Annotated in this window: 23 protein-coding genes, 1 tRNA gene and 1 other annotated feature; of the genes, 19 read left to right on the top strand and 5 right to left on the bottom strand. The window is 44.0% G+C overall.

Annotated elements, in window-relative coordinates:
- Window positions 1–10 precede the first annotated feature (10 nt).
- Genes rimM through cls form a run of 6 tightly spaced genes read left to right on the top strand, consistent with a single transcriptional unit; the run spans window position 11 to window position 6,434 of the window.
- Window positions 11–538, top strand: a complete 528-nt coding sequence (rimM, locus tag ACSYSR_RS00970; RefSeq protein WP_252774147.1) for a ribosome maturation factor RimM — start codon at window positions 11–13, stop codon at window positions 536–538.
- Complete coding sequence (trmD, locus tag ACSYSR_RS00965) at window positions 528–1,271, top strand: tRNA (guanosine(37)-N1)-methyltransferase TrmD (RefSeq protein WP_252774406.1); 744 nt, start codon at window positions 528–530, stop codon at window positions 1,269–1,271. The genes rimM and trmD overlap by 11 nt, the downstream gene beginning before the upstream one ends.
- Window positions 1,272–1,322: 51 nt before the next feature.
- Window positions 1,323–2,279, top strand: a complete 957-nt coding sequence (rnz, locus tag ACSYSR_RS00960) for a ribonuclease Z (RefSeq protein ID WP_489816379.1) — start codon at window positions 1,323–1,325, stop codon at window positions 2,277–2,279.
- Window positions 2,266–4,347 (top strand): single-stranded-DNA-specific exonuclease RecJ, encoded by a 2,082-nt coding sequence (gene recJ / locus ACSYSR_RS00955; protein WP_489816380.1) that lies wholly within the window; start codon window positions 2,266–2,268, stop codon window positions 4,345–4,347. Before rnz ends, recJ begins: the two co-directional genes overlap by 14 nt.
- Window positions 4,348–4,372: 25 nt before the next feature.
- Window positions 4,373–4,906 carry an adenine phosphoribosyltransferase gene (locus ACSYSR_RS00950; protein ID WP_489816381.1) on the top strand — a complete coding sequence of 178 codons (534 nt, stop codon included), beginning with the start codon at window positions 4,373–4,375 and terminating at the stop codon, window positions 4,904–4,906.
- A gap of 55 nt (window positions 4,907–4,961) precedes the next feature.
- On the top strand, window positions 4,962–6,434 hold the full coding sequence (gene cls, locus ACSYSR_RS00945) for a cardiolipin synthase (RefSeq protein WP_489816382.1): 1,473 nt from the start codon (window positions 4,962–4,964) through the stop codon (window positions 6,432–6,434).
- A gap of 101 nt (window positions 6,435–6,535) precedes the next feature.
- Here cls and ACSYSR_RS00940 read toward each other — a convergent pair whose 3' ends face one another.
- Complete coding sequence (locus ACSYSR_RS00940; RefSeq protein ID WP_489816383.1) at window positions 6,536–7,264, bottom strand: SAM-dependent methyltransferase; 729 nt, start codon at window positions 7,262–7,264, stop codon at window positions 6,536–6,538.
- Window positions 7,265–7,368: 104 nt separating this feature from the next.
- On the opposite strand from ACSYSR_RS00940, the gene ACSYSR_RS00935 reads away from it, so the two are divergent.
- From ACSYSR_RS00935 to asp3, 7 genes are all read left to right on the top strand, one after another.
- Complete coding sequence (locus tag ACSYSR_RS00935; protein WP_489816384.1) at window positions 7,369–8,046, top strand: uracil-DNA glycosylase; 678 nt, start codon at window positions 7,369–7,371, stop codon at window positions 8,044–8,046.
- A gap of 87 nt (window positions 8,047–8,133) precedes the next feature.
- On the top strand, window positions 8,134–9,123 hold the full coding sequence (gene pta / locus ACSYSR_RS00930; RefSeq protein ID WP_489816385.1) for a phosphate acetyltransferase: 990 nt from the start codon (window positions 8,134–8,136) through the stop codon (window positions 9,121–9,123).
- Window positions 9,124–9,214: 91 nt separating this feature from the next.
- Entirely contained in the window at window positions 9,215–10,666 is a 1,452-nt protein-coding gene (locus tag ACSYSR_RS00925) for a glycosyltransferase (RefSeq protein ID WP_489816386.1), read from the top strand.
- Window positions 10,663–11,496, top strand: a complete 834-nt coding sequence (locus tag ACSYSR_RS00920; RefSeq protein ID WP_489816387.1) for a glycosyltransferase — start codon at window positions 10,663–10,665, stop codon at window positions 11,494–11,496. Before ACSYSR_RS00925 ends, ACSYSR_RS00920 begins: the two co-directional genes overlap by 4 nt.
- 21 nt (window positions 11,497–11,517) lie before the next feature.
- The gene (gene asp1 / locus ACSYSR_RS00915; protein ID WP_489816388.1) at window positions 11,518–12,951 is read left to right on the top strand and encodes an accessory Sec system glycosyltransferase Asp1; all 1,434 of its coding nucleotides are present in this window, start codon (window positions 11,518–11,520) and stop codon (window positions 12,949–12,951) included.
- 109 nt (window positions 12,952–13,060) lie between these two features.
- Complete coding sequence (asp2, locus tag ACSYSR_RS00910; RefSeq protein WP_489816389.1) at window positions 13,061–14,599, top strand: accessory Sec system protein Asp2; 1,539 nt, start codon at window positions 13,061–13,063, stop codon at window positions 14,597–14,599.
- Window positions 14,599–16,194 (top strand): accessory Sec system protein Asp3, encoded by a 1,596-nt coding sequence (gene asp3, locus ACSYSR_RS00905; RefSeq protein ID WP_489816390.1) that lies wholly within the window; start codon window positions 14,599–14,601, stop codon window positions 16,192–16,194. The genes asp2 and asp3 overlap by 1 nt, the downstream gene beginning before the upstream one ends.
- Window positions 16,195–16,284: 90 nt before the next feature.
- On the opposite strand, the gene ACSYSR_RS00900 is transcribed toward asp3, so the two are convergent.
- From ACSYSR_RS00900 to ACSYSR_RS00890, 3 genes are all read right to left on the bottom strand, one after another.
- Window positions 16,285–16,935 (bottom strand): NAD(P)-dependent oxidoreductase, encoded by a 651-nt coding sequence (locus tag ACSYSR_RS00900; RefSeq protein ID WP_489816391.1) that lies wholly within the window; start codon window positions 16,933–16,935, stop codon window positions 16,285–16,287.
- 221 nt (window positions 16,936–17,156) lie between these two features.
- Complete coding sequence (locus ACSYSR_RS00895; RefSeq protein ID WP_252774134.1) at window positions 17,157–17,957, bottom strand: sulfite exporter TauE/SafE family protein; 801 nt, start codon at window positions 17,955–17,957, stop codon at window positions 17,157–17,159.
- Between the two features lie 415 nt (window positions 17,958–18,372).
- Window positions 18,373–18,456, bottom strand: a tRNA-Leu gene (locus ACSYSR_RS00890).
- 267 nt (window positions 18,457–18,723) lie between these two features.
- On the opposite strand from ACSYSR_RS00890, the gene serC reads away from it, so the two are divergent.
- The 4 genes from serC (at window position 18,724) to ACSYSR_RS00870 (ending at window position 22,290) form a co-directional block, all read left to right on the top strand.
- Entirely contained in the window at window positions 18,724–19,815 is a 1,092-nt protein-coding gene (gene serC, locus ACSYSR_RS00885) for a 3-phosphoserine/phosphohydroxythreonine transaminase (RefSeq protein ID WP_489816392.1), read from the top strand.
- The gene (locus ACSYSR_RS00880) at window positions 19,809–20,984 is read left to right on the top strand and encodes a 3-phosphoglycerate dehydrogenase family protein (protein ID WP_489816537.1); all 1,176 of its coding nucleotides are present in this window, start codon (window positions 19,809–19,811) and stop codon (window positions 20,982–20,984) included. The genes serC and ACSYSR_RS00880 overlap by 7 nt, the downstream gene beginning before the upstream one ends.
- Before the next feature lie 16 nt (window positions 20,985–21,000).
- Complete coding sequence (locus ACSYSR_RS00875; protein ID WP_252774132.1) at window positions 21,001–21,489, top strand: phosphatidylglycerophosphatase A family protein; 489 nt, start codon at window positions 21,001–21,003, stop codon at window positions 21,487–21,489.
- Window positions 21,490–21,564: 75 nt separating this feature from the next.
- Entirely contained in the window at window positions 21,565–22,290 is a 726-nt protein-coding gene (locus tag ACSYSR_RS00870; RefSeq protein WP_252774131.1) for a YebC/PmpR family DNA-binding transcriptional regulator, read from the top strand.
- A gap of 129 nt (window positions 22,291–22,419) precedes the next feature.
- Here ACSYSR_RS00870 and ACSYSR_RS00865 read toward each other — a convergent pair whose 3' ends face one another.
- Window positions 22,420–22,881: a flavodoxin domain-containing protein gene (locus tag ACSYSR_RS00865; protein WP_489816393.1), complete on the bottom strand. Its 462-nt coding sequence runs from the start codon at window positions 22,879–22,881 to the stop codon at window positions 22,420–22,422.
- Between the two features lie 304 nt (window positions 22,882–23,185).
- Window positions 23,186–23,399 (top strand) — a binding site (T-box leader).
- Window positions 23,400–23,473: 74 nt separating this feature from the next.
- Between ACSYSR_RS00865 and thrS the strand changes: the two genes are divergently transcribed.
- Complete coding sequence (thrS, locus tag ACSYSR_RS00860; protein ID WP_489816394.1) at window positions 23,474–25,432, top strand: threonine--tRNA ligase; 1,959 nt, start codon at window positions 23,474–23,476, stop codon at window positions 25,430–25,432.
- 97 nt (window positions 25,433–25,529) lie between these two features.
- Window positions 25,530–26,888 (top strand): amino acid permease, encoded by a 1,359-nt coding sequence (locus ACSYSR_RS00855; RefSeq protein ID WP_252774128.1) that lies wholly within the window; start codon window positions 25,530–25,532, stop codon window positions 26,886–26,888.
- Window positions 26,889–26,987 lie beyond the last annotated feature (99 nt).

The following is a 26,987-nucleotide window of genomic DNA, read 5'->3' as shown; positions in this document are numbered from 1 at the left end:
AATAGAGAGTATGGAAACAAAAAATTACTTTAAAATTGGAACGATTGTCAATACACACGGCATTCGTGGTGAGTTAAAAATCAAAGCCATTACGGATTTTGCGGACGACCGCTTTCAAAAGGGCCAAGCTATTTATCGTTTGGACCGGGGAAAATATGTCAAGGAAACGATTGCCAAGGCCCGGGTTCATAAGGGCATGTGGTTGGTCACCTTTGAGGGTGTTGATAATATTAACCAGGTTGAAATTTTTAAGGGCCAGGACATCTTTGTTGATGAAGCAGACCGCGCTGACCTTGACGATGGGGAGTATTACTACAACGAAATCATTGGCTGCACCGTCGTCGACTTAAACGGGCAAACTATGGGTGAAATCAAAGAAATTATGACGACCGGAGCCAACGATGTTTGGATTATGAAGCGTCCCAAAGGCAAAGATGGCTTAATTCCGGTGATCGATGACGTCGTAAAAGAAGTCAATGTGGCTGATAAGCTGATTACCATTGATGTCTTGGAAGGGTTATTTGACGATGAAAATTGATGTTTTAAGCCTTTTTCCAGATATGTTTGCACCGATGCGTCAATCAATTATCGGCAAGGCCATCGACCGTGGTGACCTTGATTTTGCCGTGACCGACTTTCGTGATTATACGACAAACAAACATAATAATGTTGACGACTATCCCTTCGGTGGTGGGGCTGGCATGTTACTGACGCCCCAACCGATTTTTGATGCCTTAGAAGCTGTCAAGGAAAATAGTCCTGAAAAAAGTGCTGGGCATGTCATCTTGTTGGATCCGGCTGGAAAGAAGTTTGACCACACGGATGCAAAGCGATTGGCGAACTATGACCATTTAACTTTTATTGCCGGTCATTATGAAGGCTATGATGAACGAATCAAGACCTTGGTAGATGAGGAACTTTCACTGGGTGATTATGTGTTAACTGGTGGGGAGCTAGCCTCGATGGTTATGATTGATGCAACGGTGCGCTTTTTACCCCATGTCTTGGGCAATGCCGAATCGGCAGCAGGTGATTCATTCGCTGACGGCTTGCTAGAATACCCACAATACACGCGACCAGCCGACTTTCGAGGGCTAAGCGTACCAGAAGTCTTAACTTCTGGAAACCACGGTAAAATCGCTGAATGGCGGTTGAAAGAAGCGTTAAAAAAGACATACTTGCGTCGACCTGATTTGTTAGAAAATCGGGTATTTACAAATGAAGAACGCGACCTATTGGATGATATTAAGAGTGAATTAGCAGATGATTAATTTGTACTAGTAAGCATCGGTAGATCGAATAGAGGATAAAGGACAAGACCGATGGAACTGGAATTTTTAGGAACCGGCTCGGGCCAACCATCTAAATTTCGCAATGTGGCTAGCATTGCTTTGAAGCTGCTTGATGAACGGAATGCTGTGTGGCTTTTTGATGTTGGGGAAGCGACCCAGCACCAAATTTTGCAAACAACAATTCGCCCGCGAAAGATTGAAAAAATTTTTATTTCCCATTTGCATGGCGACCATATCTTCGGTTTACCTGGTTTATTGTCCTCCCGGTCTTTTCAGGGTGCCGATAAAAGTGAACCGCTGACGATTTATGGCCCCAAGGGTTTGAAGTCTTTTGTTCAAACGGCTTTACGAATTTCAGATACGCACTTGTCTTATCCAGTTCACTATGTGGAAATTGAGGTCGGAACGATCTTTGAAGATGAAACCTTCCGAGTGGTCGCGGCTCCCTTGAAGCACCGAATTGAGGCCTGGGGTTTTCGGGTGGAAGAAAAAGCACATCCAGGAGAGTTGCTGATTGATAAGGTAAAGGCTGATCAAATTCCGGCCGGTCCTGTTTATGGCCGCTTAAAGGCTGGCGAAACAGTTACCTTGGACGATGGTCGTGTGATTAACGGTCAGGATTATCTTGGCCCAGCCCAGCCGGGCCGGGTCGTGACCTTTATTTTGGATACACTTCCAAACGACCAAGCCAAGATTTTGGCACAAGGTGCAGATGTTTTGGTCCACGAATCAACCTATGGTCAAAGTAAAGAAGAAAGTAAATTAGCACGGGCACATGGACATTCCACCTCTCGTGATGCGGCTAACCTCGCACTTGACAGTCATATTGGCAAATTAGTCTTAGTCCACATCTCTGCCCGCTATATTGGCCCATTATTAAAGAAGTTCATAAGCGATGTGAAGCATTTGTTCCCAAATACCTATGTTGCCCGTGACTTCGACGTGGTTGATGTCCCATTCAAGAAGGAGCAGCATGGTACCAAGTAATTGGCGGTTGTTAGACCAACCGAATCAAACAAGTAGCCAATGGTTACAGGAACAATTACACTTAAACCCAGTTACAGCAGGTTTTTTGGTGCAAAACGGCATCAAGGATGTTAAAGAGGCCCAAGCTTTTTTGCACCCTGATTTTCAAAGTATTCATGATCCAAACGAATTTTTCGATATGGAAAAAGCAGTGGAGCGGATTCAAGAAGCGGTGTTTACTGCCGAACCAATATTGGTGTACGGTGACTATGATGTCGATGGCATCACGAGTACCGCGATTATGGTGGAAACATTAACCTCGCTTGGTGCAGAAGTCACCCCCTACATTCCAAACCGATTTGAAGATGGGTATGGGCCTAATCTGAAGACATATCAACGCTTAGTTGAAGAAACCGGTGCAAGTTTGATTATCACCGTTGATAACGGTGTGGGTGGGCACGAGGCGATTGCTTGGGCGCAAGGTGCTGGCATTGATGTGGTCGTGACTGACCATCACGCACTGCCAGAAACCTTGCCTGAGGCCTATGCGATCATCCACCCACGTCATCCAGAGGGAAATTATCCTTTTACTGATTTATCAGGAGCGGGGGTTGCTTTTAAGGTTGCCCAGGCAATTTTAGCCGATGGCCAACCCGCTGAATCGTTGGAAGACTTACCAGTAGAATTTTTGGACTTGGTTGCCATGGGGGCTGTGGCCGATGTGGTTTCTTTGACTGATGAAAACCGAGCCTTTGTGACCTGGGGACTTAAGCAAATTGAGGAAAATCCCAGACCTGGTTTAGCAGCACTGTTAAAGAGTGCCAAACATGCCAAGGGACAAGCAATCTTAGCTGAGACGATCGGTTTCAAGATTGCGCCACGGTTAAACGCAATTGGTCGACTAGCCAATGGTCAGTTAGGGTTGGAACTTTTGCTAACAAAGGACCCGGACCGAGCTAAGGCAATTGCTAAGGAAGTCGAACAGCTCAATGATCAACGCCGAACTTTAGTGGATACTGTTTTTGACCAGGCAAAAGAGCAAGCTTTAGACAAAAAAAATCAGCAGAACAATATCTTACTGATTGCCGGTCAAGATTGGCACCAGGGGATTCTTGGCATTGTCGCTGCCCGTTTGGCCGAATTAGTGAAAAAGCCCGTGGTGGTTCTTGCACTCGTTGATGGCGTTTACAAGGGTTCTGGTCGGTCCTTTGGGGACTTTGATTTGCACGCCTTCTTGCAGGCCTATAGTGATCACTTTACTAGTTTCGGTGGTCATGCTGGTGCTTTAGGAGTGAGCATGGTGCAGGACGAATTGCCGGTAGTCCAAAGCTTGGTTCAACAAGATGGGGCCGACCTGGAATTTGCTGATCAAAAATTGGCTGTTAATTTGGTTGTGCAGCCGCGTCTTTTAACGCCTGATTTTTACCAGCAATTAGCCTTACTTGAGCCATTTGGGCAAGGAAACCCACAGCCGGTCATTGCTGTTGAGGATGTACCGTTAGAGTCGGTGCAATCAATGGGAGCGCTCAATCAACACTTGAAGCTGAATTTCCGTGGTGGGCGGGGCCTTGTTGAAGCTTTGGCCTTCAACCAGCCCGAGTTGGTGAAAGAAGCCCAAGAAAAAAGGCAGGCAACACTAGCAGGTAAGGTTGGTGTAAATACCTTTGCCGGTAAAACTAGGTTGCAGCTGATGCTGGAAGATTTAGCCTTTGTCGCAACGGAACAAGGTCAGCCTACGCCAATGGGGCCAGCTGTTCGTCAGGTTAACAAGCAAGTAGCCCAGACTGCACAAGCTACGGTTAAAAATTCATCCAAAACATTGGCCCAGGTAATCGGTCAAACGAATAGTCAAGACTTTGCCAGATTATATAAATATTTGTACGGACACCAAAATTTGGACATTATCGGGCATTTAGAAGTTGTATTATCCGAACTTTCAATGCAAGAAAAGCAATTTAAATTAATGATTCAGGTCTTTTTGGACCTTGGTTTTGTTAAAATGAATGCAGGGACCATTTTGTGTTTACCAAGTACCAGTAAAAAGCCCTTGGCAAACTCTGTCACATACCAGCGGTATTTTGCCGGTTAATGAACCCGGTTTGAGGAAATAAAAAATGAGTAAAATTGATTTACATGATTATGTTGCCACTGTGGAAGATTATCCAGAACCTGGTGTTTCTTTCCGTGACATCTCACCATTGATGGGTGATGGACCAGCTTATCAGCAGGCAATTGATCAAATTGTTGACTTCGCCAAAGACTTAGATGTCGACTTGATTGCTGGACCAGAATCACGGGGCTTCATTGTTGGTTCACCATTGGCCTATGCCATGGGCATCGGTTTTGTACCAGCGCGTAAGTCTGGTAAGCTACCCCGTAAAGCCGTCTCAGCTTCTTATACTTTGGAGTACGGTGGTGTTAATGAGTTGGAAATTCACGAGGATGCTATCCAACCAGGGCAACGGGTCTTGATTGTTGATGACCTTTTAGCAACTGGTGGAACCATCAATGCTACCCGAAAGATTGTGGAAGAATTAGGTGGCGTTGTGGCCGGGGTTGCCTTTATTATTGAATTAGAGGACCTCCACGGTCGAGAGAAGATTATGGAAGCCGGCGAAGTACCGTTTGTTGCTTTGATGGAATACTAAGGACTAGCAGCTGGTACAAAACCGGACTTTCACAGGGTGAAATAAAGGCAAGCAGATGCTCACAACACTATTAGTACTTTTAATGATTAATACAACCGTTGCCGTTATTACGGTATTTCGGGAACCAAGAGACATCGCCGCTACTTGGGCTTGGATTTTGGTGCTGATTTTAATTCCGGTTCTTGGTTTTATTATTTATTCTTTTGCGGGCCGGAAGCTATCACAGCGCCGGCTTTTTGCCTATCAAGGCCAGGATACATCGGCGATGAATGAAAAAATCGCCGATTTGATTCAAGAAGCCGATGAGCGTGGTAAACGAGAGGGGTTCGTTCCGCATTTTAACGAAACGCAAGCTTCCTTAGTTCAGGCCCAGTCTTTGGTGACACTGTTTCAAAATATTAATCAAACCTCCTTGGCAACAAAAAATAGGGTGAAAGTCCTGACTTCCGGTCGGGATTTCTTTGACCACTTAAAAGAGGATTTGAGGCAGGCAGAAAAAAATATTAACCTTGAGTTCTATACTTTTTATAGTGACAAGCTGGGTCATGAAATCAGAGATATTTTAGTTGAACGGGCTCGAGCCGGTGTTGAGGTGCACGTAATTTACGATGCCCTGGGATCTTTTGGAACCACCAAGCGGTTCTTTGCACCCTTGCGAGCGGCGGGCGGTCATGCTGCGCCTTTCTTGAAAAGGCGACTGACACTAATCGATTTTCAGCTGAACTTTCGTGATCACCGTAAAATCGTGGTGATTGATGGTAAAATTGGCTATGTTGGTGGCTTTAATATTGGCGACCAATACCTTGGCCGTGATAAAAAATTTGGCCATTGGCGCGATACCCACTTGCGAATGACAGGTTCGGGCGTTTACTCACTTCAAGCTCATTTTTTGTTGGATTGGAACGCCTCTGATCCTAAGAGACCGATGGCGGTGACGTCAGACTGTTACTTTCCACCGTTGTCATTAGCGTTGCAGGGCAAGTCAAACTTACAAATTGTGACTTCCGGTCCTGAAACAGATGACGAACAAATTAAGATGGGCTATATCCGCTTAATCCAATTGGCCAAAAAACGCTGCTGGATTCAAACACCTTATTTAATCCCCGATGATTCAACCTTTGATGCTTTACGAATTGCCGCTAACTCGGGCGTTGATGTCCGAATTATGGTCCCTTGTATGCCAGACCACCCTTTTGTTTATCGAGCTACCCAGTACTATGCTGCGCAGTTAGCTAAGTACGGAATTAAGATTTATTATTATCAAAATGGTTTCTTGCACGCTAAGACGATGGTGGTTGATGACCATTTGGCTTCTGTTGGTTCGGCTAATTTGGATTTTCGTTCCTTTAAGTTGAATTTCGAAGTGAATGCCTTTCTATACGACTCTGACTTAGCTCATCATCTTGCCCATGTCTTTAAGCAGGATTTAACTGTTTCCAGTGAGCAAACGGTGACGAGTTTTGCCCAACAGGGCCGTTGGCTGGTCTTTAAACAGTATGTCGCCAGGCTGCTGGCACCAATTTTATAAAAATCAGATTGATATTGTCTCCAGACTTAGGTCGATCAAAAAAAGAAGGCTTTGGCCTTCTTTTTTGTTAAAATTAATAAATTTTTATCTTGCTTAACTGATCAATGTACCAGATAAACGGCATCTTGAATCATGTCAAAGGCTCGATAATGCTGATTTAAAACAGCATTTAATTCCAAATCAGCCTCTTGCCAGAATTTTTTTGAATTGGTGGCACCATTCTTTTCACCAATGACAATTAAGTGAAAAGGTTGGGACTGGCTCCGCAGATACTGTAAAATTTGCCAGTCATCATCACTGGTATCTGGTGCCCAAGCCATCACAAAAATTGGTTGAGAATTTGGGTCATCGGCTTTGTGGAGACTCTCTTTGACGGCTGTGAGTGCAGCTTGTTTGCTAACGGCTGTCCAGGGGACAGGCCGTTGATTATCCTGTCCACTCCAATCGAGATTATCGACAGCTGTCACAACATGTCCTTGCGCTTTTAGTGCAGCAGAAAGTGCGGCATTACCGGCCATTAACTCAACAATCGGTCGAGAATCGGCGAAGCGGACTAAATCCTGAACCCAATCTGTGTTTGGTAAAAACCAGAGCCCGTAGTTGACAATCAGTGTTTCCCTTAGCTGTGCTAATGCGTCATCAAGAAGGAGACGTTCTGGATGGCGACTTAAGGATTTGACATCTTCGAGAAGATTGGGGAGCTGGTGCGGTGGCAGCTGTTGGTAATCAAGGGCTGTCAGAGTTTGAATTACCGCATCAATTTTGGCTAGTGACTGTGGGTCGGCCATGTATTGTTCTTTTAAATCAAGTAGTTTGTCTCGGCTAAGCATAAAGAGTCCTTAAGATTGGGTAAAAACGTTTTAGGTGGCGTTTTCTCTCATCATTTTCTTTGGTACAGTGTTAATGAAATGTCTTATTAGGAGTAGTATACACTATGGCTGATTTTTCTTTGACCAAAACTGACTGGGACCAGGCCTTAGCCCCTCTTTTGCCAATAGGCTATCAGCACCGGGCCGAATCATTTTTAAATGAAATTTATCAAAATCCTCAAAAACCAGTTTATCCGCAGCGTGAAAACGTTTTTTTGGCTTTTGAGAAGACACCGTTAGCGCAAACGAAAGTAGTTATTTTAGGTCAAGACCCCTATCATGGCGAAAGTCAGGCCCAGGGTCTGGCCTTTTCAGTGCCTGATACTTTAGCAGCGCCACCGTCATTGCGTAATATCTTAAAAGAATTGGCCAGTGATGTCGGGTTTAATCGGTCAAGCCATGATTTAACAACATGGGCAAGTCAAGGTGTTTTGCTGTTAAATACGGTTTTGACGGTTGCTGCCGGTCAAGCCAATAGCCATCAAAAAAAAGGCTGGGAAGAGCTTTCAGATGCAGCGATTAAGGCAGCGAGTGCTGATCAACGGCCAAAAGTTTTCATCCTGTGGGGGAAGCCAGCTCAGCAAAAAGCGCGTTTAATCGATGCTGAAAAACACCTCATTTTAATGGCACCACACCCAAGCCCATTGGCTGCCTATCGAGGTTTCTTTGGTTCTAAACCATTTTCAAAGACCAATGCCTTTTTAGAAAGGCACCAAGAGGTGCCTGTTAACTGGTTGAAATAAGTTTGAAATTTGCCCGTAAAGGGCTAATAAAAGAAAGAAATTTTGGTATACTTTAGAAAAGACTAACGAACAAAAGGGAGCAGAAATATGTCACTTTTCGATCAGTTTAAAACAGAAATTAAGGGCCAAAAAATTCGCCTGGTCTTTCCTGAGGGAACCGACGAGCGGGTTTTGACAGCAGCCGTTGAATTGGCCCAAGAAGACTTGGTCAACCCAATTATTTTGGGTGAAAAAGAGGCGATTGTTGCCCTTTCAAAGAAACTTCAATTAAGTCTAAACCAGGTGGAAATTGTTGATATCAAAACCGTTTCAGCAGATCAACGCGTCAAGATGATTAAGGCCTTAGTTGAGCGCCGTAAGGGCAAGACGGATGAAAGAACAGCTGAAAAGTGGCTCCAAGATGAAAATTACTTTGGTACGATGCTGGTCCAAATGGGGGCTGCCGAGGGGATGGTTTCTGGGGCAGTGCATCCAACTGGTGATACGGTACGTCCAGCCCTCCAGTTAATTAAGACGGCTCCTGGTTCGCGCCGAATTTCTGGTGCCTTTATTATGCAAAAAGGAGATCAGCGTTTTGTCTTTGCTGACTGTGCCATTAATATCGACATTGATGCTGAAACGATGGCCCAAATAGCTATTCAATCAGCCCATACTGCTAAGATTTTTGGTATCAAGCCAAAGGTGGCCATGCTTTCATTTTCAACGAAGGGGTCTGCTAAGGGTGCCCAAGTTGAAAAGGTTCAGGAAGCGACAAAGATAGCCAAGGAATTGGCACCAGAATTAGCCGAACAAATTGATGGCGATTTGCAATTTGACGCAGCCGTTGTTGAAAAGGTAGCTAATGCCAAGGCACCCGACTCAGCGGTGGCTGGTCAGGCGAATGTCTTTGTCTTTCCAAGTTTGGAAGCGGGGAATATCGGCTATAAGATTGCCCAACGTTTGGGCGGGTTTGAGGCGATTGGCCCAATTTTGCAAGGACTGGCCAAGCCGGTTTCAGACCTTTCCAGGGGTGCTTCTAAAGATGATGTGGTCAAGGTAGCCATCATCACAGCAGCTCAGGCTCTGGCACAACGTTAATTAAGTGCATTAAAGGGGTAACCGAGTCCTTGGTTAGCCCTTTCTTGCCATTATTTTAACAAAAATCTGAATGAAAGCAGTATGAGTCTTTATGAATTTTTTTCTTAACCAAGGTATGGGTCACGGCAATTCGGGCGTTGAACATGCTCAATTCTATCGGGCCCAGTGCTTTTTAAAGGGACAATTACCATTCAAAATTGTCTTTACTGATTTACTGCAAGATTTGCATGTTCATATGCGTGAATGGCATTTACCAGAAAATCAGGTTATTGGTCTTTATGACTTTTTGTTAGCTGCCGACCCTTTTGACTACTTGGATAATGGTTTGCCTGCTGACGAAGTGCACAAGAGCCACGAAAAGATTTTAATTGATCAAACCGATACGCAGCGCATGATTACGACTCAAAGTTCCGGTAATTACCAAATTCGTCGTTTACGCGATAAGATTTTTAATACAGAAAAAAATATCTATATTGTTGATGATGCTTATGTTTCCTTGACGAAGGGGACACATCAGGTCGAGTGGTCGTATCGACAGGGGCCAGGTGAAAAAATCATGCAGGACATTCATCTGACGAATTTCTTAGGGGAAAATTACTATTTCTTGACTTTTGACGAGTTAGTGACTTTTTTCTTAAATCAACTTGAAGTACATTTTGGACAAAATACGTATTTTATTGATCGGGGAACATTCTATGATGAAGCCCTGGTCCGACAAAAAGTAGCGGGTTCGACGCAGAAAATTGTTGGCATGGTTCATGCTAACCACAAGGTGAGTGAAGAGAACGGGCACATTCTTTTTAATAATTTTTATCAGTACACATTGGATCATTTGGACCAGTATGATGCGGTTGTTGTGGCAACCAAGGCACAAAAAGAGGCTCTAAAGAGTGATTTGCAAGGTTATACCGCAGCGAAAAACCTCGATAAGATAGATGCCATTCCCGTTGGTGGGGTAACGAGTCTTGGCCAAAAAAAGACCAGGAAGAATCAAAAACTAAATTTGGTGACAGCCTCGCGTTTGCATGAAGAAAAGCACATTGACCAAATTATTGATGCTGTTCACGTTTTAGTGGCACGTGGTCATGACGTCAATTTGACTATCTATGGTGCCGGGGCCGAGCAGCAAAAATTAGCCAAGCAAATTAAGGATCTTGGTTTGACTAATCGCGTTGTCTTAGCTGGTTTATCTCAGCATGTGACAAAGGATTTGCAGCGTTATGATGTTTTTGTTTCCGCGTCATACTCTGAGGGATTTGGCTTGACTTATCTGGAAGCATTAAGTCAGGGCCTCCCAGTTGCTAGTTATGCAAATAACTTTGGCGCTAAGGAATTGATCCATCCCGGTGAAAATGGTTATTTGGCTGATTTTTTAACAACCGATGCTGATCGTAACAACAATGTGGTCCAGCTTGCGGAGGCTATTTTATCTTGTTTCCAAGATTACGATCGGCTTTCAGCTGGTGCAATCGCTTCTTGCCGGCCATTTTTGACAGAAAAGGTTACTGAAAAATGGGTGGAATTGGAGGATGAACTAGCATGAAAGCTGCACTAATTAATAGTTTTGATGAAAGAAACCAGCAGGCAGTTGCTTGGCAAATTAATCAAGTGCTGGCTGGTGAGTTGGATGAACTTTGGCTGGCAACCCCACATGAAGATGCTGTTCAAATTGCCCGTGATCTTGGCTTAGAATTACACCAAGTTTTTGACCTTTGTAGTCAAAGTTATTTGGCCGATCAAGTAGCTGGTGAGGGACTCTGGTTTTATGATTTAAAAGTTCCTAACCAGGGTCAATTAGTTGTCAATCAGGATTGGACGAAGAGTATCTCCGTGGCTGGACACTTGGTGGCGGACGTACGCTGGTTCGCCAATTCTAACCGCCTCGTGCAGGCCGTGACTTGGCAGAACGCAGGTGGTCAAGTCGAGCGTAAAGACATTTATCAACGCAATGGCCGTTTGTTCGCCAAACAATATTTTAGTAATGGCCAACTGCTTCAATCTGATTTTTACGTTGGCTTTGATCAGCTGGTTTGCCAAGACTTTTATTTTCAAGGGATGCGCAACTTTGTTCTTGATCAAAGGCAGCGCCACTATGATTCTGCCGAGAATTACTTGGAACATGTGATAGCAAAGCAGGGACACTGCGATGTCCAAATTAGTACAGTTGACCGTTGTTTAGTTTTAGCACCAACGGGGTCAACTCTGGCCCTGCCACAGGGTGTTTTGGATGAACAGGGAAATGTCTGGCCTGATTTGGTCATGGTCTTAACGAAACAAAAATATGGTGTTAGCCGTGTATTGGTGGCAAAAAGTGACCACGAAAAACTAAAGAAGGCGGGACTTCCCTTAGATAAGGTTGAACTGTTCGCTTGAGGTTGATAAAGGAGAGAAACCTTGAACATATTCTTATTGCCCACCTGGCAAGAAAATTCGAACTCAAAAAACGAAGTTGATAGTAGTCTGGCTTTGACCAAGCTCTTTTTGCGTGCCGAAGACCAGGTGACGGTTATTTTTGCCAATTACTTGCCACGGTTGAGAACCTGGCTGGGTCAGGCGCAGATTGAAGCCATTCAATATTGGTCAGCCTATGACGAATTGCAACAAGTAACGCAAAAGGATCGTCAGCCACTTGATTTAACTGATTTTACTTGGCCAAAAAATGCTGAATTTGTTCGCATGTATGACCGAATCGTGGTCTTGGTTGACTTAGTCCACTATGCGACAATCTATTTTACTTATCCCAAAGCAGATTTGATTGATCGCATTGATTTGCTGAAAAATGGTCAACTTGAGCAACAACTGACGATTGATGATCGGGGCTTTGTTTCACGGGTATTGACCTACCAAGAAGAATCATTGCAGACGATTGACTATCTTAGCCAAAGTGGCGCGGTTGTTGCAAAAGAGGACTGTCAGACCGGTCAAGTGAAGGCGCTGTTACCGGACGGTTCTGAGCAAACTTTTACTGAAATGGGGGTCTTGATTGAATCACTGGTGGTTTTGCATCTCCAATCGCTGTCAGACCAAACCCTCCTGGTCGAACCTTCGGTAAAAAATTTAGCCATTGCTCAGCAAATCAAAGGAAATCAGCGGGTCTTAGTCTTGGACTATCCATTTTACGGGGCTGAAACTAGCCAAAAATTGGGTCCAAACGATCTGTTGTCTTTTGAAACTGTCACGGGGCAAGTGCCACTTTCATCTGCTTTCAACCTAGTTCACCAACCGCTTGTTTTGGGACCCTTTTCTGTTGATTTGGCGACTAAAAATGCTGTACCAAAGAAGCACTTTGTTTGCTATTGGCGCTTGGGTTCGCTTTCAGTTGATTATGCCAACCATATCTTTACCACACTTTTTGACTTGGCGATTGAGCATGATGATTTGGTGATTATTGTTGAAAATGATATGTGGCAGGTTGGCTTTCAGCAATTGTTAACCGCAAAATTAGGTCAGTTGGCGCAGAGCCAAACTTTGTCCCCCGAACGGTTAGAGACGTTGCCTGCTCAGTTTGTTCTAGTTGATTGGCAGACACCTCAAAAGCGACAGGAGTATCTGCAAACCGCATCGGTCGTGATTGATCTCGCCGATGAGGTCGATTTGTCGCTACAAGCACAAGCCTTGGCATACGGGCTGCCTTCTCTGACCAAAACCCAAACGGCCTACCAGGCACCAGAGACAAAGCACGTTCAAAGTGTTAGTGATATTGTGACGAGTTTGAATTGGCTCTTGGATCAACAAAATTGGCAGGGAGTTCAGGATTCTTTGCTAAAGATTCAATCGGACTATGCCAGTGACGCTTTAGCTGCTAAATGGCGGGTTGAGTTACGCTGATTTTAAACAAAAAGTTAGCCGTCAGAAGGTAATTGAGTTAAACGGGAATAGCTTGGCTGATGCGATGAAGGACAACTAACTATTGAATAACTTTTGAAGGAGGACCGTGATGGCCCAGATGTCAATTTTACAAATTGGAGAAGTGGATTGGACCGACCAAGTTCAAAACGAAAATTTGGACTGGCATTATACTACTAGCTTGGACTTACCTTTCTTGTTGGCTCGACAACAAGATCCCAGTTTTTTAGCTTATACATATGTTTTGTTGACCGATTTCGTGATTGATTCGACTGTTTTGTCTCGTCAAATCAGGGAGTGGCCGGCTTATCGAGTTATTTATTTGGGAAATACCGTTGGCTTCAACCGGGAGTTGCAGCAGGCGCTAGATGATCGTGGTGCATTTTATTTTCAGGAAAAAAAGCCAGCAGAGGTGGCTGATCGAATTATTCGTGATTTATATTTGGGACAAGCTGGTTTTCCAACTCGTTTCTCTGAAACGCAATTTTTGCCGGTCAAAAATTATCGTTGGCAGCTCAAGCGGTCGGGGCGGTTTTCGACGGCGATTGATGGCGATTTTGGCGCTGACTACCAGCAAATTGGCACGTTGAAAACCTTTCCAGGGGACTATCAGCCAGAACAAGAGAACCTTGTCTACTGTGATTACGAACAGACTGGGGATGCTGAATTAGCATTGTGTTTTGTGTTTTACCATAATGGTCATTTACAGCAATTACAGATGATTCAAGGACCTGCAATGCGGCGATTGACGGCGATTAAGGCGCCAGCTTCGTACCAGGATTATCAAATTCTCGTGCTTGCCAAGGGCAAGGGAACCCTGAACCTGCATAATGTGCACCAACGGCGGTCTCGCCACGGGTTAGGGTATTTTTTGCCTGGTGGAAGTCGGGATATGACTGAGGATGGGCAGGAAGTTCTTTCTTACTTTAACCCGGGCACTAAAAAGGGGCCACTGGTTGTGCTCTTCGTCGGCACTCGCCTTCACGTGGAAGGATTTGAGATGATGGGGCCACTGTCTGATTTGGGCTATCCATACTTACTTTTGACGGATCCCAGAGCCCAAGGCGGTGCTTTCATGGTCGGCAATGAAGAATACGAGGGCTTGATTAAGAAAAAAATCAGGAGCGCTCAAGAGGCAGTGCGAGTAACAGACGACGAACTGATTTTAGCTGGATATTCAATGGGTTCTTACGCAGCAATGTACTATGCGGGTCAGGTTGCTGCTGATCACTTGGTGTTGGCTAAGCCAATTATCAATTTGGGAACCTTCACTGCCAAGGGGGACTTTGCTCATAGCGGTGTTAACCATGATTGGATTTTAGATGTTCGCTATTTGTTAACCGGTCGGCTTGATCGATCGGATACTGAACGTTTAAATCAAAAACTCTGGCATTCGTTGGATCAATTGACTTGGCGTAATGGTGAGGTTTCGCTCTTTACGACGACTCAGGACGAATATGATGGGGAATCATTACCAAAACTATTGGAATATTTCCGTCATCATCATGTCGCCGTTAATCGCGAGCAAATGCCCGGTTATCATGAAGATCAAGTAGAGGCGATGGTTGAATTTTTGAAAAAAGAGATTGGTCGACAGGCCAAAGTTATTAAACAGGAGGGCTGGCGTTAATGCAATATCAAATTTATTGGCAACCGCAAACGGCCCTTCATGAATTGCAGGGAGCAATTGTTGACTTTATCAAGGAGGATGAGGTTCATTATACGAACCACTTTTTGCCTTCTGGCCAAGTCATTGCCTCATGGACGGATGCAGCGAATTATTATCAGGATAAGTCTTTTTCTGATTTACCCCGATTGAAGCCGGGTCGCATTTATCAAACCACTCGGCGGGTGCAAAATTCCAAACGAATGCACGCCTACTTGAACTGGACTTTTTTTGACGAAAAGGATCAAGTTATCAGTAGCCAGTACCAAAACGGCGACTTTTTGGATTTAAAGGTTCCAAGGATTTATGATCACTACCGATTAGACTTAATGTCGGCTGGGACGGGTGATTTTACTTTTTATGAGGTAACGGTGGCGGAAAAAGTGGCTGGCTGGCTTTTCGACCAGGACCAGCAAATTACCGAATTCCTCGGGGCGTATCTGGATATGCCAAATCAGTTGGCTAGTAAAACCCTGCGAGTGATTCTTTCGGAACCAGAATTTCGTCAAACAGCTTATCCAATTCACGCGGTGAAAAAATCACCGCAGGCAGTTTTGTACCTTGCGACTGATTTGCTTCATTGCCAAGATTTTTATAATGAAGAAGTCTTGAAAGTGATCAATCAAGCCAAAAAGCAAGCTCGTGCTAAGGACGTTGAATTTGTTGGCTATGGTTTGGTTTCCTCCATGATGGCATTGCAATACCGGCAGGCCGTGAAAGGGGCAAAAGCAATTGTTGCCAATCCCGACCAGCTTGTTTTGCCAGCAGGGATTGACCGGTATTCAGCTGATTTATCGGACTTTTTGTCCTCACTACCAGAACAAATTGAAAGATTGCTGGATGCCAATGACAGTTTATTGGTTCACTACTCTTTGGCGAAAAGTGCTAGTCCCATCCAGGTTATCCGCCCTCAGACAGAACTTCTGCAGCAATTAGCTTATCCTGAATGGCCAGAAAGTCGGCAGGAAAAGCTGAAACGGATTCGAGCAGCCCGTGAGGAAGAAAAGCAACGTAAAAAAGATGAGCAGACGCAAAAAAAGCAAATTCGGGGCGGTGAGGTCAACCGTGATTCGTCAATGAAGAAAAAGCAAGACAGTAATTCAGATGGCCAGCAGCACCCAGAGAAAGTTGCTGGTGAAAAAAGTCTGTTCGTCACTGCTACCAATCAAGACGTCGCACCTGATCAACCTTTGCCGCCATTAGGACCAGTTTTAGTGCCGAGTGATTTACCCCCATTGACGCAAGATCGGCAAGAATCTGTACTATCTCAGTTAGGGGTTGCGGTGAATCAAAATCAGGTAGTTGACAAATTGTCAGAGTCACCAGATGCTTTGCAATTAATTGATTCGGCTCAGGGAAAAACAACCCAGGCTGTTGAGGGGACCACTGCAACACCAGAACCAGATAAAAATTACTTAGAAGAATCTGTAGAATTAGATTCAACGAGCGCAAAAGAACCTATGAAGTCAGAGCAAACGAATACACAAGAACGAGATGCTAGTGCTGAAGGTCACCGCCAGAAACAGCTTCGGGGCTTTTTCACTAGAAATCGAACTTAATCCTATAATGATAACCGTGAACATGTTGTGAACGCTGAAAAGGCCCCGAAAATTTGAAATTTCGGGGCCTTTTTGTTAACAAATCATTGATTAGTGGTTAGCAATGGTAAAACGTTGGTTAGGATGTTTTGGATCGTGGTATTCGGCCACTAAGGCGTTGGCCAGGGTAGCACTTGTCACCACTGATTTTCCTTCATCATTGGTCAAAAGATCATCTTGTCCCATTAATGGCTTAGGATCGGCTGGGCCAGCAATGAAGTCCATCGATGGTGAAATTCCAAACCAAGAAACGTTTTCAACACTTCTCAAAAAATCGAGTTCGAGAACCTGGTTGGCTGGTACACTCACCCATTCTTCTGATCCTGGAATTTTCTTTAAATCGTCAAGCAAGAGGTGACGGTCATCTCCGGTATGGAGTGAAGCGGCACCAAGAATAAAGGCCAGGCGTGGCTTTTCTTGTTCACGGACGAGGTGAACGAGGTGGGCAGCCAGGTCAATTTGCAAGAAAGCCTTGGTTGGAGCTGAAAAAGAATCGACGACAACGTCAAAAGCTGCCAAATCATCTTGTGTTAATTCAAAGGCATCCTTTTGCAATGTCCTAATGGTTGGAAATTCCTTTTTCAAATCAGCAAGTTTGTCGGCTGACCGACCGTTGGCAGTGACTTCATCGCCGGCAGCCAATGCTGCCTTAACTGTTGCGGAACCTGCCATTCCTGTTGCGCCAATAATTAATACTTTCATGAAAACTCCTTTCGATGCTAAGCGTATGATGGTTAGTTGAATTTAAGAGGTAGTGTCTCTTATTGTATTTTTAAAAGATACAATAAAGAAATTATACCATACTATCTAAATTGATTATAGGTCTGATAGTTGGTTTCACCAATGAATCTTGCGAGTTTTGAAGAAAGCAAAAAGAGCTGACCGGTAGTTGGTCAACTCTTTTGGATGATGCGGATTTACTTTTAGAAATAAGCCTTCACGAAGAGGTCAATAGCTAGCAAGACTGCTAAAATACTAACAATGATTTTTAATATCTTATCTGGAATAACGCGGACGATTTTTGGACCGATATAGCCACCGATGAAGAGGCCAATCCCCATTGGTAGTGCCAGTCCCCAGTAAATGTGGGAAGAAAAGGCGTAAATCAGGGTTGCAATCAAGTTTGATGCACCAAGGGAAACGTTCTTGACCGCATTGTAGGATGAGAAGTTCATCGTGGTCGTGGCAGAAAGGATGGCTAAAAGCATCACGCCACCGGCCGCACCGAAGTAACCACAATACATTCCAACCAACAGAATGGCGACAGAAATCACTGTTTTATAGACTGGTGAATGGGCATCGTTTTCCATTGATTCATCACGAGTCAAGTTGAGCGGGTTTGACTTCGATTTATTGATTTGTGAAAAAAGGAGTAAACCGGCAAGCAAGACAAAGAAGGGAACAATCTTAGAAAAATAGGAAGCGGGCTGTGATAGGAGTAGCCAAGCACCAAAGATTGATCCTAAAATAGTTAATGGAAAAATTTTAATCAATTCTTTTTTATGGCTGGTTAATTCTTTTTTGGAAGAAAACATGGAACCAAAACCAGTCATCACGAGGGCGGCGGTGTTGGTAACATCAGCAAAAACTGGTGGAATCCCGACTGCTAAAAGCGCGGGGTAGGAAACAAGAGAGGCCAGCCCTGCAGTAGTACTGACAATTCCGGCTAAAATGCCCATCGGCAGCAGGAAAAGAAAGGCTTGTAAATAATGGTCTGTTATCATAAAAAAGAAGGACTCCTTTGAAATGTTTTTATTTTTTTGCAAAATAACAAAAATTGGTCCTTGGATAAAAATGTTAGAAAAATTAACAAGAACAACAGTTATGAGTATAGAATTTTCCCGACAGAAAAGCAATTCTGGTGGGAAACTGTTTTGCTTTTTAAATAAAATTTACACTTTTGTTTTTTTTCACCTTTGTTTTTCGGTTGGATTTCAGTGTAAGGAGAAAGAGTAAAACTCAAATATGTAGTAGTAAGCGCTGGTAGTGGTCATGAATTTGTGGGAACTATTGAGCAGCTAGCATAAGAAAAAATAAAAAACACCTCAAGTCAATTAAGATTTGAGGTGTTTTTTTATTTGTTTTGTACATTTTTTGTACACTTGAAGCAAGAAATGCTTGTTTTAAAGCATTGTTCTATGCCGATGACAGGAATCGAACCTGCACGGTGAAATCACCATACCGACCTGAACGGTACGCGTCTGCCAGTTCCGCCACATCGGCAACAAACAAGTAAAATTATACCTTGGATAAGTCCTAATTACAAGTCTTGACTTTAATTAAAATTTTCTTAAAATGGATACTAATCGAGGAGAAGTAGGCCCGCAGGTAATGGGACTTACCAACGATTGATGGACTACAATCAGCCGCTGGCGTCTGAACTTTTAAGTTTACTGTGTGTCTTTCAGTTCTTTTATTTTGACCGTATTGGGCACGGGGCGCTAGAGGCTGCCCTGTGTTTTTTTTGTTGGTGCAGAAGGAGGAAAAACGTTGAGTAGTTATAACTTTTCGGCTGGGCCAGGGGTCCTGCCGAGTTCGGTGATTAAGCAGATTCGAGAAGACTTGGAGAAGGAGGAAAACTCGCATTACAGTATCTTAGAGATTTCTCATCGTAGCTCCCAGTTTGATGGGATTATTCATCATGCAGAAGAACGCCTGCGTCAATTGATGGACATCCCAGACGATTACGCCGTGCTCTTTATTCAAGGTGGGGGATCTCTACAGTTTGAGATGCTCCCTCTCAACCTGGCAAATCAGAAGAACAAAATTGCGGTTTTAGATTCCGGTAACTTTGCCAATAAGGCAGCCAAGGCCGCGCAAGAAGTTGGCAAAGAATCCACCATTGTCGCTAGCTCAAAGCCAGACCACTACCGCTCTTTGCCAAAGTTACCAGCTGATTTTGCTGCTGCTGACTATGACTATCTCCACATCACCACCAACAATACTATTGAAGGTAGCACTTACCATCAAGAAAACTTGCCCAAAACTCCTGGACACTTGGTGGCAGATATGTCTTCTAATATTCTAGCTGAGCCTTACGATGTGTCTGATTTTTCAGCCATTTTTGCCGGAGCCCAAAAGAACCTGGGGCCTGCCGGTGTCACGCTCGCCATCGTTAAAAAAGATTGGCTTGCTGAGCAAAAAATTGAAGGTGTTGGTCCAATGATGCGTTACCAGTCATACATCGACAAGGACTCGATGTACAACACACCGCCCGTCTTTAGTATTTACGCCCTCAGCCTTGTTTTGGATTGGGTTTTTGAACAGGGAGGTGTCAAGCAACTTTACTTAAACAATCAAAAGAAGGCCAAGCGCCTTTATGATTGTTTAGATCAGTCTGATTTTTATCAAGTCCCTGTTTGTGGTCAGCAACGCTCCTTAACAAACGTTGTCTTTACAACGGGAGACAATGATTTAGATCGAAAAATCAGCTGGCAAGCTGATCAAGAGGGCCTGCACAACCTTGCCGGTCACCGTTCGGTTGGTGGTTTTCGGGCATCCTTGTATAATGCCCAGCCGATGACAGCAGTCGAGGCATTGATTACATTTTTGCAGAAAGCGGAGAGGGAACACAAATCATGAACATTAAAACGTATAACGCGATTAGTCATACCGGTTTGGACTATTTGAAGGATCATGGTTATGAGATTAACGGTGACCAGGACCCCGATGGTCTTTTGTTGCGCTCCCAAGACTTACACAAGGAGCAAATTCCAAACTCAGTTAAGGCCGTTGTTCGTGCCGGAGCCGGTTTTAATAATATTCCGGTGACTGATTTATCCAAACGGGGCATTCCAGTCTTTAATACTCCCGGTGGCAATGCCAACGCTGTCAAGGAATTAACAGTGGCCGCGTTGATTATGGCAGCCCGACCAATCGTGGGGGCGATTAATTTTTCTAACCAAGTTCGTGGGGGCGATGTTTCACTGCGCACGGAAGCCAACAAGGGTGGTTACCGTGGTACGGAACTGTATGAAAAGACGCTTGGCGTCATTGGCCTTGGGAATGTTGGATCGAAAGTTGCTAATATCGCCTTGGCTTTTGGCATGAAGGTCATTGGTTATGATCCAGGACTGAATGCTAATACTGCTTGGCGTGTTGATCGGCATATTACGCATGCCAAAAGTGTCGATGAGGTCCTGCAGCAGTCTGATTTTGTCACGGTGCATATCCCTTATACGAAAGAAAACCACCACTTTATTGATGCCACTAAATTGGCAGAAATGAAGACAAATGCGGCTTTGATTAACTTCTCCCGGGGTGGCATTGTCGACGATGAGGCAGCGGTGAAGGCTTTGAATGCTGATAAGTTGCGGATGTTTATTACTGATTTTAGTAGTGATGTCTTGTTTGATCATGACAAGGTAATCATTACGCCACACATTGGTGGATCAACGGTTGAAGCAGAAGATACTTCTGCCTTGATGGCAGCCAGACAATTAGACAACTATTTGACCAGTGGCAATATTGTGAATTCAGTCAACTACCCAGATATTAACGAACCCTTTACAACTAAGTATCGGTTGGGCGTTTTGCACAATAACGTGCCAAATATGATTGGACAAATTACAAAGGTTGTCGGGGAGCTTGACTTAAACATCGAAGAATTATCAAACCGCGCAGTTGGTGACTATGCCTATACCCTTTTGGCGCTAAATCAGTTACCATTAGGACAAGAGGACAATATTGTCGATAACCTAGCAGCCATTGAAAACGTTTTGAACGTTGAATTGTATCAAAACAAGGATTGAAGGGGAGAAATAAAAAATGACAGAAGCACTCCAACAAGCAGCCATTGAGAAATTGATTGCCCGTGGCGTTACGTTGCAGGACGTTTTTGAAGGAACAGAGACCTTTTTGATTGAGAAGTTTCATGATGAAGTTGATGGGGATGCCCTCGATAAGGCGATTAACCGGGTGTTGCACAAGGATGAAGTCGCCGACATCATTTTGACAGCCATTTTTTTGGATGAACAAGCAGTTTTGATGCCTGATTCAGAACCATTGAAGGCCCGGTTGCAGCGTGATGCTAATGGTCACAATGTCGATGAAATTTTGGCAATCGGCATTACCCAACAATTCTCAGCCGCAGCCACGGTGCATTATGGACGTTTGGACGATGAAAAGCCTGGCTTGATCGGTGAAATTAACGATCGGACCGATACCGTCAACGTTTACTTGGACGATATCTTAGCAGCCTTGATTTCATCTGCTGCGATGACTTACCTTGAGGTTCTTGGTGGAAACGATTACTAATCGAATTTTCTCTGGTTAATCAATGCGATTTTTGTTACAATAAATTGTATTTTAATTTTTTAAGGAGAAGACACAATGTCAGGACATAGTAAATGGCATAACATTCAAGGTCGTAAAAACGCCCAAGATGCTAAGCGTGGAAAAATTTTCCAAAAGCTTGCGCACGACTTATATGTTGCAGCAAAGGCTGGCGGTGCTGATCCCGAAATGAACGCTTCATTGCGTTTGGTTGTTGACAAGGCTAAGGCAGCGAACATGCCGAAGGATAACATCCAACGAGCTTTGGACAAAGCTTCAGGTGCCGGTGGTGCCAAGTTCGAAGAAGTAACTTATGAAGGTTATGGAACAGCTGGAGTGGCCGTTTTGGTTGAAGCTTCAACTGATAACATTAACCGAACAGTTTCTTCTGTACGGAATTCATTCAAGCACTTCGGTGGATCACTGGGGACTTCTGGCTCAGTTGCCTTCCAATTCGACCGCAAGGGTTACTTGGTGATTGACCGTTCAGAGAACCCTGATTTGGATGAGGACACTATTTTGGAAGCGGCGTTGGAAGCAGGTGCTGAAGATGTACAAACTTCTGATGAAGCATTTGAGATTTACACAGAGCCAAGCGATTTCCAGACTGTCGAAGCTGCATTGACAGAAGCTGGTTATCAATTCGCTGATGCTGAAGTTTCAATGATTGCGCAAAACCCAATGGCGATTTCTGATGAAGATCGCGAAAAGTTGGATAGTTTAGTCGATGAACTGGAAGAAAACGAAGATGTTTTGGCTGTTTATACAACTGCTGAAGACTAATTTTGACTTTCAAGGCTAATTAAAAAAGGCAAGCCCGATTGGGCTTGCCTTTTTTGCTGCTTGCTAATAGAGGAGTGAAGCGCTCGTTAATTTTTAATCTGTGCTATTCGTTTGAACGCTTTTAATTATTTATTTTTGTACCTGGGCTAATGCAGCCTGGACCAAGGCTAATAATTTCTCGCGATCTTGGTCACTCGGATAGAGGTTGATCCGGGTTAATTCACCGGCACGCTTGGCACCGGTCTTTTGAAATTGTTCATCAAAGGCGTCAAGTGCTAGGCAATAGAGGTCACCGTAAAAGGTGTCACCAGAACCTGCTAAGGCATAGGTAAAATCAGTTAAGGCCACGTCAGCGAGGTCATCAAAATAGTCGAGGCCTTCATCGGGGAGTGATCCCTCGTCGTATGTGTAAGGGACAACAAAACCGAGATCAAAGTTTTGTAATTCTTCGGGTTCGGTTTGAGAGATTTCGCTTTTCTTAACAAAAACTCCTTGGTTTTCAAGTTCTTCAACTAAAATATCGGCAACGGCTTCGTTGTTGCCAGTGATTGTGGCAAAAACGACTTGGGCTGTGAGATTTGCTGCAGGCATTGTCTGCCTCCTTTGGCTATGAGATTTAGTACTATTATACAAAATTTACTGTGGCTCTGTTTGCACAAAAGAAGAGCTAAGCTGATTTGAAAGACTGGTAATTTTAAAATTCTTATCTTATAATAGTCACAAATACAAGGAGGATGTTTGATATGGCATTGAATAAAGACCAAGTTGCAGCCTTGCAAAACGTTTATGATAATGGCATTTTGGACCATGATGACAAAGCCCGCCAGGCACTGGCCCAGGTTTTGGCTGATGCGAAATAATTGATATTTTTTTTTGGTCGTGTTATATTTAATCATAGAAATTGCTGATGAGGATAACTTAGGTTAGCAAGTCCTGATAGAGAGCTTACGGTTGGTGGAAGTAAGCAGGACCCTAATTTTTTGACTACCTCTGAATGGTTAGCGAGTAGGAATTGAAAGTTAACCCGGGTGACACCGTTAGCTGTCTCAAAGACCCAGATATTGGTTTTATCTGGAAATTGGGTGGTACCACGGTGACACGTCCCTTTGTGCAAACGCACAAAGGTTTTTTTTATGTTTTATTTTCCAAATCAGCAATTGAAAAAAGAAAGAAGGCAATCATAATGGCAGAAATTACATTAAATTTCCCTGATGGCGCTAAGAAGTCTTACGAAGCTGGCATCAAGCCCATTGATGTTGCAAGTTCCATTGCAAAGTCATTGGCAAAAAAGTCTGTTTCAGCAAAGCTGAATGGACACTATGTTGGGATGAATGATCCTTTGACCGCGGGTGGTGATTTTCAATTAATCACTACCGCCGACGAGGAATCATTGGACATCCTGCGTCACTCGACCGCGCACTTGCTTGCTCAAGCAATGCGTCGCTTGCCAAAGTTTGCTCATGCACACTTCGGAGTTGGACCATTTATCGAAAATGGTTTCTATTACGATACTGATAACGGTGCTGGAAACCAAGTTTCTGTGGAAGATTTCCCAGAAATCGAAGCGATGATGAAGAAGATTGTTAAAGAAGATTTGCCGATCTTGTCACATGAAATTACTCGTGCTGAAGCCTTGGAAACTTTCAAGGACGACCCATATAAGGTGGAATTGATTAATGATTTGCCTGAAGACGAGCCGATTTCGGTGGCCGTTCAAGGTGAACATATTGAATTAGACCGTGGTGGTCTGGTGCCATCAACTGGTTGGATTAAACACTTTAAGTTGGTTTCTGTTGCCGGTTCATACTGGCGTGGTCAATCAGATAACGCCGTTTTGCAACGTGTTTATGGAACGGCCTTCTGGAATGCCGAAGATTTGGAAGCCGATTTGCAACGTCGTGCCGAAGCCAAGGAACGTGATCACCGTAATATTGGGCGTGACTTAGATTTGTTCTTTACGAGTCAAAAGGTTGGCTCAGGGTTACCAGTTTGGTTGCCAAATGGTGCAACTATCCGCCGTCAAGTGGAGCGTTATATCGTCGACAAGGAATTGGCCAACGATTACTTGCATGTTTACACACCAGTTTTGTCAAACTTGAACTTGTATAAGACTTCGGGTCACTGGGATCACTACCGTGAAGACATGTTCCCACCAATGGACATGGGGGATGGCGAGTACTTGGAATTGCGTCCAATGAATTGTCCTTCTCACATTTCAGTTTACCAGCACAAGCCACGTTCTTACCGCGACTTGCCATTGCGTATTGCTGAATTGGGTATGATGCACCGTTATGAAAAGTCTGGAGCCTTGACTGGTTTGTCACGTGTTCGTGAAATGACTTTGAACGATGGGCACACTTTCGTGGCACCAGACCAATTGGAAGAAGAATTCAAGTCAATTTTGAAGATGACAATGGCCGTCTACGAAGACTTTAATATCACGGATTACCGTTTCCGTTTGTCATACCGTGATCCTGAAAACACTGCCAAGTACTATGATGACGATGAAATGTGGGAAAAGTCACAGGCGCAGTTGAAGCGGGCCATGGACGACATGGGCTTGGATTATTTCGAAGCTCCAGGTGAAGCGGCCTTTTACGGTCCTAAGTTGGACATTCAAACCAAGACGGCCTTGGGTGGTGAAGAAACATTGTCAACCATCCAGTTGGACTTCTTGTTGCCAGAACGCTTTGATTTGACTTATGTTGGTGAGGATGGTCAAGACAATCATCGGCCAGTGATGCTCCATCGTGGTATTGTTGGAACGATGGAACGCTTTACGGCCTACTTGATTGAAATCTATAAGGGTGCTTTCCCAACTTGGCTAGCACCTTTGCAAGTGCAAATTATTCCTGTTAACAACGGTGCTCATGGTGCCTATGCCAACCAGATTAAGCAAGGGCTGCAGGAAGCCGGCTTGCGTGCCAACGTTGAAACGAAGGAAGCTAAGATGGGCTATTTGATTCGTGAAGCGCAAACCAAAAAGGTCCCATATACGTTGGTCTTGGGTGATGATGAACAAGATAACCAAACGGTTACGGTTCGTCGCTATGGTCAACAAGCAACAGAGAAGATGTCGGCTGACGCCTTTAAAGACTTAGTCTTAAAAGATGTTGCCAACTACTCTCGAGTAGAAGAGTAATGTAGTCACCAACAATCAAGCCACTCGCTAGTGAATTGATTTGTTGTTTGTAAGAGTGTTTTTAAACGCAAAATTAAAGGATTAAAAGAGATAAATCATGTCTTCAGAAAATAACGGAGCTCTTGAGGGAGATAAAGGGCTCAGTAACCGTCATGTTCAGCTGATTGCCATCGGTGGAACGATTGGAACCGGACTTTTCATGGGTGCCGGGGATTCGATTCACTTTGCTGGACCAGCAATTTTGCTGACATATGCCGTTATTGGCCTATTAATGTTTGTTGTGATGCGTGCGATTGGGGAAATGCTGTATGCTGACCCAACCCAGCATACGTTTATTGCCTTCATGTCTAAGTACTTGGGCAAGAAAACTGGAACTTTTGCTTCCTGGTCTTATTGGTTGACCGTTGCCTTCATGGGAATGGCCGAATTAACAGCGATTGGAAAGTACGTGCAATTTTGGTTTCCATCATGGCCAGCTTGGTTAATCCAAATTGTGATTCTCGTGATTTTAACTTCAGTTAATTTGATTGCGGTAGCATTGTATGGTGAAGCTGAATTCTGGTTTGCGATGATTAAGATTGTGGCTATTTTGTCACTGATTGCTACTGGAATTATCATGCTGTTGACCGGCTTTAAGACGAGCCAAGGACCAGTTTCGGTTAACAACTTGGTTAGTAATTTCTCACTGATGCCAAATGGTGTCGGGAACTTTATTAATAGTTTCCAGATGGTTATGTTTGCTTTCGTTGGAATGGAATTTATCGGAATGACAGCAGCCGAAACAAAGGATGCTCGTAAGGTTTTGCCAAAGGCAATTAACCAAATTCCTTTCCGAATTTTGTTTTTCTACTTAGGCGCCTTGGCAACCATCATGGTTATCTATCCATGGCAACAAATTCCAGCTAACCAAAGTCCCTTTGTGGTCGTCTTTAAGTTAGCTGGGGTTAACTGGGCTGCAGCTTTGGTTAACTTTGTTGTTTTGACATCTGCTGCTTCTGCTTTGAACTCTGTGATTTTCTCAGCTTCACGAAACTTTTATTCATTAGCTGTTGAATCAAAGAACAAGGCCTTGAAGCCGTTTACCAAGATGTCAAAGCACAAGTTGCCTGCTAATGCTGTTTTGATTACAGCAGCTTTGGTGGCTTGTTCTGCCATTATTGCCGTTTTGCCACAAATTTCGGATGCCTTTACTTTCGTTACCTCTGCCTCAACAGATTTGTTTATCATGATTTATGTGTTGACGCTGGTAACTTACTGGCAGTACCGTAAGTCAAACGACTACTTGAAGGACGGTTTCTTGATGATTGCGCCAAAGTTCTTTGTGCCAATTGCCATTATCGGCTTTGTCCTGATTTACCTGACGTTGTTCTTTAACCAAAGTGCGATGGTACCCGCAATTGGCGCTACTATCTGGTTAATTGTCTTTACGACTGTCCAGGCCTTTAAAAAGGCTTAACGTGTTTTGATGAAAAAACGAGACTAATTTTATCTTTGGATTCTGAAAATAAATCAGAAGAAGCTTAGATTTGATTGGTATGGTTGCTGAGTCCAAAAA

The organism is Fructobacillus sp. ESL1096 (assembly GCF_058511985.1).
Note: the sequence above shows the minus strand (reverse complement) of the source record. Positions and strands in the feature narration are given on the sequence as shown.